Source organism: Anabaena sp. CCY 9613, assembly GCF_963920895.1.
In the GTDB taxonomy this organism is placed as follows: Bacteria; Cyanobacteriota; Cyanobacteriia; order Cyanobacteriales; family Nostocaceae; genus Cyanocohniella.
The window spans coordinates 167,741-184,723 of record NZ_CAWUDE010000006.1 but is presented as its reverse complement, the minus strand read 5'-3'; the positions used below and the strand labels follow the sequence as shown (position 1 = coordinate 184,723).

At 45.1% G+C, this 16,983-nt stretch carries 8 protein-coding genes; 1 reads left to right on the top strand and 7 read right to left on the bottom strand.

Annotation, left to right across the window (positions count from 1 at the left end):
- Positions 1-17: 17 nt before the first annotated feature.
- The 4 genes from ACM0OT_RS09480 to ACM0OT_RS09465 all read right to left on the bottom strand — a co-directional run bounded on the left by ACM0OT_RS09480 (position 18) and on the right by ACM0OT_RS09465 (position 8,818).
- Positions 18-1,058: a FecCD family ABC transporter permease gene (locus ACM0OT_RS09480; protein ID WP_414564124.1), complete on the bottom strand. Its 1,041-nt coding sequence runs from the start codon at positions 1,056-1,058 to the stop codon at positions 18-20.
- A complete protein-coding gene (locus ACM0OT_RS09475) occupies positions 1,055-2,086 on the bottom strand; it encodes a FecCD family ABC transporter permease (RefSeq protein ID WP_414564123.1) in 1,032 nt (343 codons plus the stop codon). Before ACM0OT_RS09475 ends, ACM0OT_RS09480 begins: the two co-directional genes overlap by 4 nt.
- Before the next feature lie 81 nt (positions 2,087-2,167).
- Entirely contained in the window at positions 2,168-4,291 is a 2,124-nt protein-coding gene (locus ACM0OT_RS09470) for an acylase (RefSeq protein WP_414564122.1), read from the bottom strand.
- Positions 4,292-5,005: 714 nt separating this feature from the next.
- Positions 5,006-8,818: a GAF domain-containing protein gene (locus ACM0OT_RS09465; RefSeq protein ID WP_414564121.1), complete on the bottom strand. Its 3,813-nt coding sequence runs from the start codon at positions 8,816-8,818 to the stop codon at positions 5,006-5,008.
- A 128-nt stretch (positions 8,819-8,946) separates the two neighbouring features.
- Here ACM0OT_RS09465 and ACM0OT_RS09460 point away from each other — a divergent pair, with 128 nt between their 5' ends.
- Positions 8,947-10,083 carry a substrate-binding domain-containing protein gene (locus tag ACM0OT_RS09460; protein ID WP_414564120.1) on the top strand — a complete coding sequence of 379 codons (1,137 nt, stop codon included), beginning with the start codon at positions 8,947-8,949 and terminating at the stop codon, positions 10,081-10,083.
- A gap of 3 nt (positions 10,084-10,086) precedes the next feature.
- On the opposite strand, the gene ACM0OT_RS09455 is transcribed toward ACM0OT_RS09460, so the two are convergent.
- The 3 genes from ACM0OT_RS09455 to ACM0OT_RS09445 all read right to left on the bottom strand — a co-directional run bounded on the left by ACM0OT_RS09455 (position 10,087) and on the right by ACM0OT_RS09445 (position 16,725).
- Positions 10,087-10,827 (bottom strand): HAD family hydrolase, encoded by a 741-nt coding sequence (locus tag ACM0OT_RS09455; RefSeq protein ID WP_414564119.1) that lies wholly within the window; start codon positions 10,825-10,827, stop codon positions 10,087-10,089.
- A gap of 197 nt (positions 10,828-11,024) precedes the next feature.
- Entirely contained in the window at positions 11,025-11,519 is a 495-nt protein-coding gene (gene msrB, locus ACM0OT_RS09450; RefSeq protein ID WP_414564118.1) for a peptide-methionine (R)-S-oxide reductase MsrB, read from the bottom strand.
- Positions 11,520-11,565: 46 nt separating this feature from the next.
- On the bottom strand, positions 11,566-16,725 hold the full coding sequence (locus tag ACM0OT_RS09445; RefSeq protein WP_414564117.1) for a caspase family protein: 5,160 nt from the start codon (positions 16,723-16,725) through the stop codon (positions 11,566-11,568).
- Positions 16,726-16,983: the final 258 nt, after the last annotated feature.

Genomic DNA, 16,983 nt, shown 5'->3' with positions numbered 1-16,983 from the left:
ATTAATATTTCTCAAATTTATTTTTTACGGTTACGAATTAACAAATACAAAAAATAAGGAGCGCCGATAGCAGCCGTTACCACCCCACAAGGAATTTCAATAGGTGCAAACAAGGTTCTTCCTAGCAAATCTGCCGCCACGACGATCACTCCCCCTAACAATGCAGAAGTAGGAATCAAGCCTTCATGATTTGTACCTACCAACTGTCTGCCTAAATGGGGTGCAATTAAACCCACAAAGCCAATCATTCCCGCAGTAGCGACTCCTGCACCGGCTAAGGCTACACCCACTAGCACGAGTAAACCACGTTGCCATTCCACACGAGTACCTAAGCCTTTAGCGACATCATCCCCTAAATTTAAAACGTTCAAATGTCTTGCCAATGTCAACGCCATCGGTACGAATACAATTAACCAAGGTAAGAAGGAAAAGACTTGCTCCCAGGTGCGTCCATAAACACTACCAGCCAACCACACCAAAGCATCACTGACGCTGTAGATTTCGCCAAAGGTAATCATCAAGCTGGTGAAAGCACTGGCGATCGCAGACAACCCCACACCCATTAAAATTAACAAAATGGGGGAACTACCATTGTTCCAAGCTAAGGAGTAAATTAGTACAGCCATCAATAAAGCGCCGACAAAGGCTGATAGCGGCAAAGTGTAAATTGGGGCTGAAGGAAATAAAATAATTACTGTCACTGCTGCCAGACTCGCACCGGCATTGATGCCAATAATACCGGGATCAGCCAACGGGTTGCGTGTCAGTCCTTGAAAGATAGTGCCAGAAATTGCTAGCGCCACTCCCACCATAAACGCGACAAGGGTCCGGGGTAGACGCAGGTTGTGAATCACGAAAGCATGGTCTGGGTTGCCTGTATCTAGATTTAAGATAGTTTTGATAATATCTAAGGGCGAAATTGGATATTCACCCCTACCCACATTCATCACCATCGCTACCCCAATAACTACTAACAGACATAGCAGGATCAATGGTACGCGTCGGTCTATCCGCAAAGATATGGCCTCAGAACGGATGACGAGCCAATCAACCTTCATTTTTTCACCTTTGATTTAGCCAAGTAGACAAAAAAGGGCGCACCAACCAGTGCTGTCATAACTCCCACTGGTAATTCCTGGGGTTTAAGTAATATCCGGGCGGCAATATCCGCAATTAAAAGTAAAGTTGCGCCTAACACGGCGGAATAAGGCAAAATCCACCGATAATCAGCTTTGATGAAAAATCTCACCATGTGGGGAACAACTAAGCCAATAAAGCCAATGGGCCCAGCAAGAGATACTGAACTCCCCGCCAGTAAAACAACGCTGATGGCTGTCATGATTTTCACCCAAGCTGTTTGTTGACCTAAACCTTTGGCCACATCTTCACCGAGACTCATAGTAGTAATTTGTCTACCCAGGGCAAAGGCCACTACTAAGCCAATAACAACGAAAGGTAATGCTTGCAAGAGGATGTTAAAATCTCGTCCCGCCAGAGAACCAGCTAACCAAAATCTAATTTCTTCTAAGGTGCGTTGACTGACAATCAGAATAGCCGTGGTGAGGGAAGAAATCAAAGCCGTGAGCGCCGCACCTGCGACTGTCAGATTCAGTGGCGTCGGGCCTCCCCGCCCCAGAGAACCCAGGAAATATACTAACATTGCTGTTACACCTGCACCCAAAAAGGCCATAACGGTTAAAACCCCCAAGGAAGAGCTGCCAAACACAAAAATTGTGGCAACCACAGCCAATGCAGCCCCCGACTCAATGCCTAAAATACCGGGATCTGCCAAAGGGTTGCGCGTCAAACCTTGCATTAAGGCTCCAGATACTGCTAGGGCTGCACCTACTAAAAGAGCAACTAGCGATCGCGGTAATCTCACGGTCTGAATCACTAGGTGATCATAGGAACCGTCAAAGGTGACAAAGGATGCCAAAATCTGCCTTAAAGGTATTTCTGCTGCACCTAGAGTTACACTGTATACCAAGCTGATGAGCAAGATAATTAGTCCTAGAACAAGACCAACTAAAGGTGATATTGGTGGCTGTTTCAGTTTTCTCGGTAAAGTTGTGGTTGCTTTTGCCATTCTCTCTACATTTAGCCTTGATGAGTCTATATCTAGTCAAAACCGCAGTTTGGGGATGTTCAGAAACCTCCTACCTTGTAGTTAAAATACTTGACGCTCCTCCAAGTGGGTTGTAATTTCTTTTTGGGTTCGCCATACCGGACGTAACTTCTGGCGGGCAAAAAATTCCAGTTGATCGCCAACATGGGGTGAATGAGGTTGAGTGGCATTACCATAGCTAGTGAGAGCCATTGCTTTGACTGGTTGGGAAAACTCAACAGCCGCAACATAAGAATCACCAGCGACTGGTCGAAAGCGCCCATTACCTGCTGGAGCGAAATTCACTACACGGAAGATGCCGTTATAACCATCACCGCCGTTGGCAGGTAAGTCGAAATTGCCATACTGTAACCGAAAGACATCACCCCAAGGGACATCTAGTTTTCCATAAGCTTTTTCTACTTTTTTTGCTGCCTCTGTCAGTACTTTTACGGCATTTTTAGGGTCAGCCAAGCCTTTAGGTGTTGTGTGTGGGGATTTTTCGTTCCAAGGAGTGCTAAACAATGTATCAAAATCTATATCGTCTAACCAAAAATTAAACAGTACAGCCCCTTGGCTATTAGCATCGGCTTTGCGATCCCATGCTGCCAATATCTCGGCGGCGCGGAGTGTTAATTCATCCTTTTGCTGTTGGGCTGCTGCAATTAAATCATCGAGAATCCGCTCCGCCAGTTCCATCTTTGTAGAATGCTTATAGGCAATCATTTCTGCAAAAGAAATGCTTTTATCTTCAGCTAACATCAAAGCAGAACTTTGGGCCCGGAAGTACATTGGCCCTCGTGGGGCCATATAGGATGGATAATCTGCTGCTTTGATAGCTGGGGGAAAAGTAGTAGTCCACGGTGGATCATTGGCATTTTGTAACCAACCGCTTGGAGGATCAATGACTTTGGGTAAATCTTGGTAAGGGTGATTTTTAGTCCACAAAGTTTTGGATGTATCGCCGGGAACTATACCTTGCCAGTATGCAAAGTCTCCGGCTTGACGCACGGGAACCAAACCGTTGAATAAATGCATAATATGCCCCTCACGGTCGGCATACATGACGGTAAACATCGGTAGTTGCAAGCGCTGCAGAGCCTTTTGGAATTGGGTGAAATTTTTAGATCTGGCCATATCCCACCACTGTTCTAAAACACCCGGACTGTCTTGTCCCACAACCCGCAGCGCCACGGTTTTACCATTTTTCTGCTTAATAACTGGCCCGTGAATAGAACTTTTGACTGAGAATATTTGCTCCTGCAACGAGCCATTTTTTTGCTTCACCTTTAATGGAAAGTTTGCTGTTTGAAAGGGGCGAACTTTGCCATCAAAGAGATAACCGTTGTTTTTTAATTTCAGTTCGTAGGCATCCCAGCCATCGTGAGTATTGACAGTATGAGTCCAACCTAAATTATCGTTGAAGGCGATCGCTAATACTGGAATGCCCACCAATGTTGCCCCATAAGCATCAATACCTGGGGCGGTAATTTGTGCTTCGTACCACAAAAATAAATCTCCCCAAGGCAAGTGAGGATTGGCTAGCAGCATCGCTTTACCACTAGCAGATCGTTTTGGGGCGATCGCCCAACCATTAGAGGCTCCTGGAGACTGGGACTGGCTGAGATCGGCAACACTCTCCGGATTGACTATAAAAGTAAAAAGCAGTACTCGTTGCAGGTGACTTAATACATCCTCTGGCGTCACAGGTAAAACTACTTCTACTTCATCGTCAATTAAATTGGGATGCTCTTGGGCATAAGTATTAATTCCATTGGCAAAGGCATCTATGTAACTGCGAAAAGCAGAACTCTGGTCTTGATACCAAGCACTAGCACTTTTAGGTACGCCCATTGTCAATACCCATTTGTCTGAATCTAGATATTCCTCTCCCCAATATTCCGCAGCCCGTCCCCGTGCTTGTCCGTAGAGGCGCAACAGCAAGTTAGCGTGACTTTGCATTTGCGCCCAACCGAAGGCTTGAAAAGCACCTTGGGTATTTTTTCCGTAAATATGAGGTATGCCGTAGGTATCCCAGAGAATTTCTGTATTTTTGGGTGCAGAGCTGATACTTTGGCTACTCACTACCACCGTAAATATGATGGTGAGTAAAAAAGGTAAAAATCTTTTTAATTGTTTCTGCCAGCTTAAAGGACTATCAAGCTTAGTTTTAGCCGTAAAAAGCATTTTATTTGTAGTTACAGATTAAAGGCTGCTCGCTCGTATGCGCCCAGGGGTTTTTTCCTTCCAAATCTCTGATTTGGGTCAACCAAGGAGATCTTGGTTGGGGCGTAGGGCGCACTCCGCGATCGCCAAGCAAATACCATAGTTGATACCAGACAAGAACAAGAAACGGGGAAAACGACCACGATTTAAAAAACAATGAAGGCTAGAACATGAATAGCGAAGTCGATACTAGATGTTACCTGGGGTACTTTCCTGCAAATTATGCAAGCAGTAGCAATCAGCCGCAGCAACAACACAAGATGCCAAGGCGTTGAAATTAAATGCAATTTATTACTAATAAACACTAAAATAAAACAGAACCTGTGTCAAGATTATACGAGTATTAATTGCAATATTTTGTTATTATGGGTAAATAGTTTTGTGATCAATTCTAGACTACATCTGTTTTTAGCTATAATCTAAAGTTAATCTTATAAATATTTATTGCTTTAAATTTACGTCAAATGGTTTTATTTTAAAGAATAAAAGAAAAATACTATCAATAAATACGAGTGAAACTCCCAAATTAGTAACTTATGGTACAAACTTGGTACAGAGATAATTCTGACCTTTATGCAGAGATGAGCGATCGCTCTTTTAATGACTCTCTCTACAGGAAATTCCTGCTCAGAAAAGCTAGGTTAATTGCAGATTTGTCATCTCAATTGTGGCTAATTAGTGTTCAACGAGCAATGAGACGATGGCGTTGATTAACTCATTGGGTTCCACAGGTTTTGCTATATGACGTTGAAAGCCAGCAGCGAGAGCTTGTTTTTCATTAAAGTCTCCAGCATAAGCAGTCAGTGCGATCGCCGGCATTTGCCCGCCCTGTTCTGGTGGCAAAGCTCTCACTTGCCGTATTAGCATGTAGCCATCCATATCTGGCATTCCAATGTCACTGACGAGGATATGTGGCGGAGATTGTGTTAACGCTGCCAAGGCTGCACTGGCTGAAGTTGCGGAAATGACGCTGGCCTCGGCCTGCTCTAACAAAAACACAATCAACTCTCGTGTATCGGTATCATCATCCACCACTAAAACTTGAATGCCTTGCAAATTGAGGGATGACTGGGAGAATTGCTCCTTTTGATTTGCTGCTGGACTTATGGGCTGGAGTGGTAACCTGATGGTAAAAGTGACTCCTAGCCCTTCACCGGGGCTGTCTGCCTCCACGGTGCCACCATGTAATTCCACGAGATGATGTACAATAGCTAATCCTAATCCTAATCCGCCAAACTTACGTGTTGTAGTACTATCGGCTTGACGAAAGTAGTCAAAGATGTATGGCAAAAAATCTGAAGCAATGCCCTTGCCGTTGTCGCCGATGGTGATTTGAGCATGATGATCTATCTGCTCTAGTCGCACCTCAACCTTACCGCCTGCGGGGGTGAATTTAACGGCATTGGCAAGCAGATTCCACATTACTTGTTGCAAGCGAGTAGAGTCTCCTAAGACAAGTTTCACCTGAGATGCCAAACTTGTTTCTATGGTGATGGATTTAGCTTCTGCTGCCAGTCGCACGGTTTCCAGGGCAGCTTGAATAGTCGATGCTAAATTTACTGGACTGACATTCAAACTGAGTTTTCCTTGCAAAATCCGGGAAATATCAAGCAAGTCTTCAATCAGCTCCGATTGTAGCTTGGCATTGCGCTCGATAGTTGCCAAGGCTTGTGCCGTCTTCGCTTGATCTAGCTTGCCGTTCTGAAGTAGCCTTGACCAGCCTAAAATTGGATTGAGAGGCGATCGCAACTCATGGGACAGCACTGCGAGAAATTCATCTTTGACTCGGTTGGCTGTTTCTGCGGCACTTCTTGCTGTTCGTTCTGCTTCGTAGAGGCGGGTACGGGTAATCGCCTGGGCACATTGTTGGGCCAGGGATAAGATAAACACTTGTTGCTCTCTCTCCAACTGTTGCGGCTCCGTGAAACCAAAGGACATGCCTCCGATGGCCCGACCTTCAACCATCAGGGGAATGGAAATCCAGACTTCAAAGTTGTACCGCTGATACTGTTCCCTGAGATGCGGATAGCGCATTGCTCGTTTTTGTGATGATTCTGCCCAAATCGGCTGTCCGGTGCGTACGGCTTCTGCTAAAGGTACAGACGCATCGAGCGAAAAACGCTGCCAACCGTTGAGTTGCTCTAGTTTACAGCCCACGTTGCGGACGACTTCGAGTTCCGTACCACTGTCATCCACTAAAGCCACAAGGGCATAATTAGCGCCCAGAGCGGCAATTCCTTGATCTACAATCACATCTGCCACCTGGATGGGAGTTAGGGATTCCGAAAAAGCAGCCGTTACAGATTGAAGCCGGGTAATGCGCTCGGCAGATTCCTCTGCGGCTTGTTGCGACTGCTGTGCCTCCCGGTAGAGGCGAGCATTATCAATGGCGATGGCTGCTTGATGGGCGATGTCTTCTGCTAAGGATACATCTGCTGGACTATAACGGCGATGGGATTCAGCCGTGACAAAGGTAATTGCCCCTAAAATCTGTCCCCGGGCAATTAATGGTGAGATCATGCCAGACCTTAAGCCCAGTTCGCGTAATATTTGTAAATGTTCAGGATCTTGAGCCACCATTTCCAATACAGCATCGGGAATTTCTGACACTATTTCGGTTTTTCCAGTTCGTAGCACCTTGGGTACTCCCTCTGTTTCGTCCATGTGTCTGGGATATTGTCGATGAATTTCCCAGGCCAATGCCACTTTTGTGGGATCACAGTGAGCCACTGCAACCCGATGAATGAATTGATTGTTTTCCAGCAGGTCGATGGCACACCAGTCCGCAAAGAATGGCACCACTAGATTCGCCACACTTTTTAAAGTACATTCATCATCCAATGAGGATGCTAGTGCTGTACTGACTTCTGCGAGAAATGCTGATCGTTGCTGGTCGGCTTCTGCTTTGATGCGTGCAGTTTGCTCTTGAACCTGCTGCCGGATCAATTCGGCGCGTTCGGCTTCTGCCTGTTTACGTTCGGTAATATCATGCATGACAACGACTGCCCCCTGTTTTTTGCCCTGGCTATCAACGATGGCCTGTCCACTGGCAAGCAGCGTTTTTGCCCTTCCCTGTGTGGACGAAATCACCATTTCCACATTCTCAACTATTTCACCCTGTAATGCTCGAAATAGCGGGATCTCGTGTTTGGGCATCAGCGTTGTGCCATCTGGTAAATACAAGTCATAGTATTCTGCCCATTGATCAGGTGGTAGTGGTTGCTCCGGCAAACCATGAAATTTTCGTGCGGCTCGATTAAATAAAGTTAAAATTCCCTCGGCATTACACGCTACGATTCCTGCCTGCACATTATCAAGCAGTACTTTGAGTAATTCCTGTTCTGTTGCCAAATCAGCTTCGGCTTGCTGCCGCTCGGCAATTTCCCAGTGGAGTAATTCGTTGGCTTGGGATAATTCAGCCGTTCGTTGGGCAACTAAAAGCTCCAACTCCTGCTGGGCTTGTTGCCGTGCTGCTTCTGTTTGCTGTCGCTCCAGTTCGGTGGCGATCCGCAGAGCAAAGATGGTCAATAGGGATTCGGCAAGTTGAACATTTGTCAATGCCTTACTATCCATCACCCCCAGTAGCCCCATAGGTACGCCTGTTGCGTCAAAAAAGGGAATTGCTACATAGCTTTCCACCTTGAGAGGTTTCAGCAGCGGCGCGTTGGGAAACAAAGCTTGGACTCGATGGGGATAGCAGCACAATTTTTTTGTCTGAAGTACTTCCCGGCAAGGGGTGTCATGCAGCTGGTATTCAAAGTTGTCGATGATTTGCCCCTGTCCATAGGCAGCGATCGTCCGAATTGCTTCGTGCTGATCTGCGTCCACCAAACCAATGTAGCTGTAATCAACCCCCAGTACTTTACTCAAATGTTCTACCAAAGCCAAGAAAAATGCTTCACCCGTGACAGCAGAAACACCTTGAGTCACTTCTAGCAATGCTGCATCGATTTGAGCAATTTTACTGGCTACCAGTCGTAGTTCTAGTTCATCCATCACCATTGCGGCAAAATCCGCCAAGGCGGCTTTTTGTTCATTAGTTAAGCCATCATGCGGTTGTGTATCTAACAAACAAAGAGCGCCTAAGTTGAAGCCATCTGGAGTCAGCAATGGTGCGCCGGCATAGAACCGCAAACCCGGTTCATTTTGGACAAATGGATTAAAGGCGAGCCGATTGTCTTGCCTGGTGTCGGGAATCACTAAAACCTCGTTAGATAATAGCGTCAAGCTGCAAATAGTTGCATCTCGCTGCACCTCACGTATATCAATGCCATAGGAAGATTTAAACCAGCCTCTCGATTCATCAACCAGGGAAACCAGTGCCATGGGCATATTAAATAAACGCGCTGCCAAAGAAGTGATGCGATCAAAGGCAACTTCCGCTGGTGTGTCGAGAATATTGTATCGCCGCAGTGCCTCTAAGCGTTCTCCTTCATTTGCAGGTAAAGGGGTAGTTGTTGCAATGGGTTTAGGGGAAGTTTCAGTCATGGACGTTGAGTCAATGGGCGAGTAGAAGGCTGGAAAGTAATGGGAATTATCTTATTATTACCTGCTGCTAGAGTGCCTAACCAATTCACGCTAATTTAAGGAAAAGGATAACCGCAAAAAACTAAAACGTGGTAAAACAGGACGAACTTCGCAACAAATTAAAGCAAACGAGAATCCGCTTGGGTATGAGTCAGCAAGATTTGGCTAATTTGGCTAGCGTGACTCGTCAAACTATTAGTGGTGTGGAATCAGGACAATATGCACCATCCACCACCATCGCCCTGCGGTTGGCAAAAGCCCTGGGTTGTCAGGTGGAAGATTTATTTTGGTTAGAGCAAGATTTACCAGAAATAGAAGCCGTACCCGCTTACAATGTGCCATTAGGTCAGCGTTTACGGTTAATTTTGGCTCAAGTTGGCAAACAATGGATTGCTCATCCCTTGATTGGTCAAGATGCTTTTCGTACAGAGATGGTACCAGCTGATGGGGAAGGCGATCGCCTGCCTGGGACACAGACAATTCGTGTCCAGCTCTTAGATGATCCCGGTAATTTGCATCAGACGGTGATTTTAGCTGGTTGTGCGCCGGCTTTATCTTTATGGGCCCGGGCTGCGGAACGTTGGCATCCCAATTTGAGGGTACATTGGACATTAGATAACAGTATGACGGCATTGCACCGCCTACGTCGGGGAGAAGTTCACTTTGCGGGGATGCATATGTACGATCCCCAAACGGGGGAATATAATACTCCTTTTGTGCGTTCTGTTCTTCAAGGCGCAGCGGCTGTACTAATTAATCTTGGGGTTTGGGAGGAAGGAATATTAACTCAGCCAAATAATCCTCTAGGTTTGAAAACTATTGCAGACTTAGTACAACCTGGTGTGACCATTGCCAACCGCGAAGAAGGTTCAGGTAGTCGCCAAGTCTTAGAGCGATCGCTTAACGATGCCAATATTCCTTTTACAGCCGTCAAAGGATTTGACTACATTGTCCACGGGCATCTAGAAGTAGCCCAAGCAGTGGCTAGTGGAAAAGTTACATCTGGTATTAGCACTGCATCTGTAGCCGCCGCCTTCGGGTTAGGATTTATCCCTTTACAAGAATCACGCTATGATTTGGCGGTTCTCAAGTCATACTTAGACGAAGCCCCAGTACAACAATTATTAGGCACTTTAGGACATCGCCGGGTACTCTCACAGTTAGAAGCTATAGGTGGTTATAATACTAGCCAAACTGGGGAAGTTGTGGCTACAATTGAGGACTAATTTTTATTTAATGTCTGTTAATAATGCGCTTACTTGCTCTAAAGAGTTAAATACGCAATAAGCCAAATTTGTAATTTCCCAAGATGGCTGTTCTATATCGGGAATCATAATAGGACACATACCTGCTTGAAAAGCAGCTTTCACACCTACACATGAGTCTTCAAAAACTACACACTGCATAGGTGCAATATTCATCCGGCGGCTGACTTCTAAAAAAATATCTGGTGCAGGTTTGCCCTCGGCAACATCTTCACTAGTAACAATAGTAGTGAAGTATTGGTGAATATCAGCATTTGTCAATCGGCGGATGGCTCTAACGCGGTCTGTCCCGGTTGCCAATCCAATAGTTACATTTAGGCTACTGAGTTGCTTCAGCAAATCTAAGACACCAGGCTTTAATGGTAGACCTTCTTCGATTTCTCGTGCATCGCCTATTTCAATGCGTTTTGTGGTCACAGAATCAAAAGGTAAGCTATCCCCATATTTCTTTTTGAGTAATTTTTCCCGCCATGACAAATCTCGACCAACAATTTCGAGGTATAAATCATCATTCATAATATAGCCAAAATTACTGAGAGCCTGCTTCCAAGCCCATCGAGCAATGCTTTCCGTATCAAAAAGCAAACCATCCATATCGAAAATTGCGGCTTGAAAACTTGGTAACACATTAAGTCCTTTGATTTGGTAGGGAGTGGGGAGTAGGGAGTGGGGAATCCCAGTGACCGGAAGAGGCAGGGTAAACAAGCCCTTTTCTCCTGCGTGGAGCAGAGCAGAACACGGGTACAAGCCCCGTCCACTTCAGCAAATGATACAGTGAGCCTGCGATGCCCTGAGCTTGCCGAAGGGTCGAACCGCTCAGTGCGCCGCTTCTGGGATGCTCATAAGGGGCGGAGTCCAAGCTTCGTCTCGGTTTCGCCCCCTACCCCCTGCCTCTTTCCCCACTAAGCAGGAATAAATTCCATTGCTACACCGTTCATGCAGTAGCGTTTACCAGTGGGTGCCGGGCCATCGTTGAATACGTGACCTAAATGACCACCACAACGACTGCAATGTACTTCTGTTCTGGTCATAAAAAACGACCGATCTACGGTAGTGGCGATCGCACCGTCAATTGGTTGATAAAAGCTAGGCCAGCCGGTACCACTGTTGAATTTGGTTTCAGATGTAAATAGTGGTTGTTCACAGCCTGCACAGATAAAAGTGCCTTCAGCATATTGTTTATCTAGTGGGCTGGTAAAGGCGGGTTCAGTTCCATGTTTGCGTAAAACGCGAAATTGTTCTGGTGTTAAAGTGGTACTCCACTCTTGTTCTGTTTTGGTAATTTCAAAGTTACTTTGAGAAGTTGTCATGTTTGCTGAACCCCAGTTGATATTGCGTACTAAAAATGTGGTGCCGATGATGACTGCACTACTCTCTAAAAAATAGCGTCTGTTCATATACCTATTTTATCTTGAAAAAATATTTCGCTGTGCTGTCACCCTCTTAAAAACACAGTTGGAACTCTTCTGTGGTCACATTAGGGTTGGTTTGCAGATAATTACTCAGGCGATCGCAAGCTAAGTCCAGCAGCTGATCGAGATTTGATGTTTGCAGTTCTATTTGCTGTAAATTCCACAATTTAATTGTGGCATCTTGACCACCAGAAACCAGCATTTTGCCATCGGGACTAAAACTTACACTCCTGACACCGCCGTTATGTCCTGAGAAAGTTTTTAGCAAAATACCACTGGTGACACTCCAAAGTTTAATGGTACCGTCGTCACTAGCTGAGGCGATGATTTTGCCGTCGGGGGAGAAATTCACGTTGACAACTACATCATTATGCCCCTCAAAGGTGTTCAGTAGGGAACCGTCCACACTCCAAAGTTTCACGGTTCTGTCCTGGCTAGCGGATACAATGGTTTTGCCATCGGGAGAAAAATTAATACTCCAGACACTAGCACTATGTCCTGAGAGAGTTCTTAGCAGGCGACCGTCTCGTCCCCAGAGTTTGATGGTTTTGTCGGCGCTGGCTGAGGCGATGGTTTTGCCGTCTGGGCTAAATTTAACGTTAGTCACCCAACCATGATGACTGGGGAGAGTTCTCAGCAGTCCACCGTCTCGTCCCCAGAGTTTGATGGTTTTGTCGGCACTACCTGACGCGAGAATTTGATTATCAGGGCTAAAATCCATACTTGTTACCCAGTGTTTGTGGCCTTGGAGAGTTTGCAGCAAAGTGCCATCGCGCTGACGAAGTTGGATTGTCTGGTCTGCACTGGCCAAAGCAACTATATTGCGATCGCTAGTAAAGCTGATGCTAGTAACATGATCAATGGGTGAAGGTAATGTTTTTAGCAACTGACCCTGCAAATTCCACAATTTCATAGTGTTGTCGGTACTAGTAGAGGCAATGGTTTTACCATTAGCAACGAAGCTGACATCATTGACACTACCTTGATGTCCATAAAAACTTTGTGGTAGGGTTGTTTCTATTTTCCACAGTCGGACAGTATGGTCATCACTAGCTGAGGCTAGTTTGGTGCTGTCTGGGCTAAAGCTTAAACTATTAACTTCATGGTTATGTCCTGGCAAAGTACCTAGCAAGTTACCTGCGCGAGTCCAAAGTTTAATAGTTTTATCAGCACTAGCTGAAGCAATCATTTTACCATCGGGAGAAAATCTCACTTCCCAGACACTAGCGTCATGCCCTTCGATAATTCTCAGTAACTTACCATCACGACTCCAGAGTTTAATTGTTTGGTCAGCACTAGCTGAGGCTATTGTTTGTCCATCGGGACTAAATATGACATCTAAAACTTCTCGCGTGTGTGCTGGTAAGGTTGTTAACAGTTGGCCATCCAAACTCCAAAGCTTAATTGTGCCATCATCGCTAGCAGAAGCAACTGTATCACCATCTGGGGAAAAACTGACGCTATTGATACTGCGGCTATGTCCTACGAGGGTTACGAGTAAATTGCCGTCACGAGTCCAGAGTCTAGCGGTGTTATCGTTGCTACCAGTGGCAATCATTTTACCATCTGGGGAAAAACTGACGCTATTTACACCATGCAGATGTCCTGTCAGAGTTGTGAGTAATTTACCGTCACGGCTCCAGAGTTTCACAGTTTTGTCAGTACTAGCAGAGGCTAATGTCTGGCTATCAGGTGAGAAACTGACACTATTGACACTATCGCTATGCTCTGCAAGAGTTGACAGTGGACTGCCATCACTATGCCAAAGTTGAATGCGGTTGTCAGCAGTACCAGAGGCCAAAATTTGACCATCCGGGGAAAAACTGATGCTGGTAACCCAAGCATCATGAGTCAAGCGGTTACGTTCTTGTGTGCCATAGACTGCTTGTTGGAGAATATTTGTAGTTTGATTTAAAGTATTTTCCGGGGTACCGGGAGTTATTTTTTGTACTACCCTCCCTACTTGAACGCTAGTGAGTAATGCTTCTAATTGTTGATGGGAAAGGAGAAGGTTTTCTGACAAAGAATTTAAAGCTTGTATCTCTCGTAACTGCGCTTTTTGGGTTTGTTGATAAGCTAAAATAGCTAAACCAAAAGCAGTCAATCCCAATATACTGATAATTGCCGCAGTTCTTTGCGCTTGCTTGAGTCTACTTTTTTCTTGTTGTTGTTGGCGTCGTCTTTCTATTAAACAAGCTTCAATAAAACGTTGGACATCAAAAGAAAGTTGATCTGTATAATTGACATAAATTTCTTCAGCTTCGGCGAGACGAACACCTTGCAATAAGAAATCAGGTTGTTCATCGCTGTGGCGCCACAAAGCAGCTGCTTGGGTAATTTGACGATGCGATCGCAACTTAGCCCGATTTTCCTCTAGCCACCAGCGCAATGTTGACCAGTAGCGAATTAGAACTTCGTGGGCTACTTCTATGGTTACTGCTGGGGATGGGGACATGGGAGGATTCAGTGACTCCTCTGGAGTGGGGGGGAAATGTGGAGATGGAGAGGAAGTTTTTCCTTGTCCTTTGATTCCTCTAAAAGCGTTTGGATCTTCTTCTAAATTTATGACTACCAACTTGGCGGTAGTTAATGCTTGCAATGTTCTTTCAACTAAAGCCACTGGATATTTTCTGACGATTAATTCAGATTTCAATACCCGTCGTCTGGTGTCTTCTGTACCTTCACCTAATTGAGTCAGTGATAAAAAAATCCACCGCGCACATTCTTGGGCTTCTGGATCTAAACTTTCGTAAACTGTTTGTGCTTTACTTTCCAGCGCCCCTTTAATCCCACCTAAGTGCTGCTGGTAGGCTTGTAAGGTCATGACTCCATTTTCGCGGTATTCCCATAACTGTGCGAGCACAAATTCTAATAGTGGTAAGTCTCCGGGGGATTGATTTAACTCCTGTATCAGCACCTCTACCAATTCCGGTTCGACCGTTAAACCTACTTGTTCGGCGGGGTTAATAATAGTGCGGCGATATTCTTCTGCTGTTAAGCAGGGGGGTAACAGCACACTCGACTGCTGTAAAAGCTTGGCTAATGTCGCTACTTCTAAGGAAGGGGCAATAAAGTCTGCCCGCAAGGTAATAATTAATTTAAACTTGTCTGGTGTATATTCCAGCGCCCCTAAGACAATTTCTAAGAAACGCTGCCTATCTTCACTAGGGGTGAGGGTAAATAATTCTTCAAATTGATCTACTACCAAAATTACCATTGGTTCTGGGCGATCGCCTACCCAATTTTTAAATCCTTCTACCCCTTGATACAACATCCCTTCTATTTGCATTTGCTGGTAAGCTTTTTCGCGCTCTGTACCACTATCTACCAGGCGACGTGATAATGTTTGCAGGGGATTTGCTCCAGGGCGAAAGCTTCTAATCCACCAATCTTGGCTACCTGGTAAAAGTTTTCCTTGTCGTAATTGAGCCACTAATCCGGCTTGTACTACAGAAGATTTACCACTACCCGATGCTCCCACGACAGCAATAAATGACTTTTGCCTTAAGTCGCTAATGAGTTGCTGCACCACAATTTCTCGACCGTAAAAATACTGAGCATCTTCTGCGGTAAAAGCTTGTAATCCCCGGTAAGGACAAATCCCTAAGTCAATGGCTGCCGTTGAGAGCATACTTCTACTGCTCTTGCTGGCAGGTATAATTTCAATTACACCTTGTGTCCCAGATAACCAAATATGCAGCGGTAATTCGTGGTGACAAGACAATTGCAATTGTGTAATCCAAGCGGCTGCTGACAAGCTAGGTTGTTGTTGGGCTATTTCTAAGGTAGAGTGTAAAGCCTGAGCAAATTGTTCAGGATGATTTTTCAAGGAAGCAGCAGCAATTATACATTGTCCTTGTTCAAATCCTAGTTGTAAATCTTCAACCCAATCTTGGATGTGTGCATAATTATTTACTCCTACTGGACAATCTAAGATAATAATTTGTTGGGCATAATTGGAACGTCTTAACTCTTGTCGTAACCAAGAACGACTAAGGCGGATATCTTCTGCTAAAACTAAGGCAGGTTCACCAGCTTCAGTTTCCTCGATTCGTCCACGTAAATATAACAGTACTGTGCCGAAAGTTTGGGAATTACTTTGTAGACAAGCTTGAATAGTAGTGTGTAAATCTTCAGTAGTAATGTTGAGACTGCGCCGCCAATACTCTAATTCAAATCCACCGACAGATCCTAAGAATTTACTAATAGCAAGGGTAGTTTGATGATTTGCTAATCCTTCTAATATTAATGCTTTTCTAGGAGATGCAAATTCTCCAACTGCTGGTTTTAAACCCAGAATAACGTCCCCTACTCCTTCGACAATCCGCTTGGGTGTTTGCTGCGGATATTCAGAATAAACTTTGGTGTCACCTCTGGTTTTATTTTGCTGGTTAATTAACCGTAATTGCTGGTTTGTTTGTTCTATATATTGCCGCGTTTGCTGATAAACATATTGATAAAGTCCATCAGCATGAATCAAACCTTGGGGATCAGCTGCTTCACCTCGCAATCCCCGCATCAAGTAATAAGTGAACACACCATGTCCCAATTCGGGAAATTCCCATGATTGTTGATTGGTATCACAAGAAAGCAAGGCATAAAATCCTTTACTTTCCTTTGCTCGTTGGCGCAATAATTCTACCATCTGCTGTGTGGGGTTAGACAAAGATGGTTTATGGGTATCACTTTTTGCACCTCGGAATGTCAGTCCACCACTATGACAAGCATCCAGCCACACTAGCTGAGTTTGTACCCCGCTATTTTCTAATAGATGTAAAAGTTCTTGTAACCCTAAACCTGTGTTAATTAAATCATTTGTTTGAGTATCTGTGAGACACAAAAATGCTTGCTGGGAATTTGGCTCTAGCATCCCGTGTCCAGAAAAATAAAATAAAATCGTATCTTGTGGTTGAGCAGCAGTAGTAATTTGGTTTAAGCTAGCACGCACTGTAGCCAGGGTGGGTGGCTGGGAAGTCAAATCATGATGAACCCGTTTTTCTGTATGGGGAAATTCTTGGGTAGCGTCTGCTAAGGCTGCGGCTAAACCCTGACAATCAACAGCTGAGTAGCGCAGTGGGGGTAATCTCTCATCTTGGTATTGGTTTACTCCCACCAACAACAGCCAGAGTTGTGCTTCTCCTATTTCGAGGACATGCGTTAAGTGACTGGTAGCGACACCGAGTGGAGACATTTTAATGTTAATAGGTAATTTAGCTGTTTTAAATGAAGATTTTCGGCACGTCAGCCAAAGACTATGCCGTTTTCAGTGGTATACCACTAGTCAACTGACGATCCCAGATATGCATCATCAACATTGATAAAACCCATTGGCCCAATGCGATCGCCTCCTAAAGACGGGGGATCGCTGATAGTAAACGCTCTTTGTGCGATTATCTACGACGGGGCGTAGGCGATAGCGCAGAGCGCACTGCCGCAGGCGATCGCCACC